Source organism: Treponema sp. R6D11 (assembly GCF_054786075.1).
In genome coordinates this window covers 1-1,158 of sequence record NZ_BDHD01000398.1, presented here as the reverse complement: position 1 = coordinate 1,158, position 1,158 = coordinate 1, and the positions used below count along the sequence as shown (strand labels likewise).

Below are 1,158 nucleotides of genomic sequence, written 5' to 3'. Positions count from 1 at the left end.
GCCTATTACTGTAGATGGAAAAATTGCTTCACGCCATGTGGCAAATGGCATAATGAAGCGAGCGGGAATTAACTGGCATTTTTAGAAGTTTCCGCTATAATTAGCCCATGCGCGAAGAATACCCCCCTTACCTTGAACCGCTCAACGACGAACAGCGCCGCGCCGTACTTCACACAGGGAAACCGCTATTGATACTCGCGGGCGCGGGGTCGGGGAAGACGAGGGTAATAACCACAAAGATAGCGTGGCTTATCAGGGAACAGGGAATGGATCCGCGCTCCATTCTGGCGGTAACATTTACAAATAAGGCGACAAGGGAAATGGCTGAACGCGCTGTTTTGATTGAGCCGCGCGCGGCAGACGCGATGCTTCGGACGTTTCACTCGTTTGGAGCGTGGTTCTTGCGACGCAACGGAAATTTCGCAGGGTTGGACTCGTCCTTCGTCATTTACGACGACGACGACGTTGTTTCCCTGCTTTCGGGCATTATGGAAAACGCGCCGAAGCCGGAAGTTAAGCAGTGCGCCCATAGCATTTCCCGCGCGAAGGATTATTTCCTTACTCCAGACGATCCGTTACTTGCAAACATCGACAGCCGTAAAAAATTCCGCAGCATCTACGCGAGTTACGAGGAGCGGATGGCGCAGATCGGCAATGTCGATTTCGGCGACTTGATTAAAAAGCCCGTCGATATTCTGCGCAACCAGCCGGAAGTGGCGCGGCGTTTCCGCGACCGTTTCAAAGTAATAATGGTGGACGAGTATCAGGACGCGAATGTCGCGCAGTTTCACCTGTTAAAAGAACTTTGCGGCCCGCAGACATACGTGTGCGTGGTCGGCGACGACGACCAGTCCATTTACCGTTTTCGCGGCGCGGAAGTGAAAAACATTCTTGAATTTCCAGACCGCTTTTCGGGCGCGGACATTATCCGCCTTGAGCAAAATTACCGCTCCACAAACCCCATCTTAAAAGCGGCGTCTTCCGTCGTAAACTGCAACCGTGGCCGTTTGGGGAAAACCCTCCGCGCCGAAAAAGGAGACGGTCCCCTGCCCGTCCTGACCTATTTGCCCGATCAGGACGAAGAAGCGCTGTTTTGCGCCGATACAATCGAAAGCTCCGTAAAAAAGAAAGAGACCTCATGGTCGGATTGGGCGATTC

1 protein-coding gene is annotated in these 1,158 nt (G+C 52.9%); it reads left to right on the top strand.

Going from position 1 to position 1,158, the window contains the following annotated elements; translation table 11 throughout:
* Window positions 1–107 precede the first annotated feature (107 nt).
* Window positions 108–1,158, top strand: a 1,051-nt coding sequence (locus tag ACYVTD_RS13465) for an ATP-dependent helicase (RefSeq protein WP_461248247.1), incomplete at its 3' end; no start/stop codon positions are given.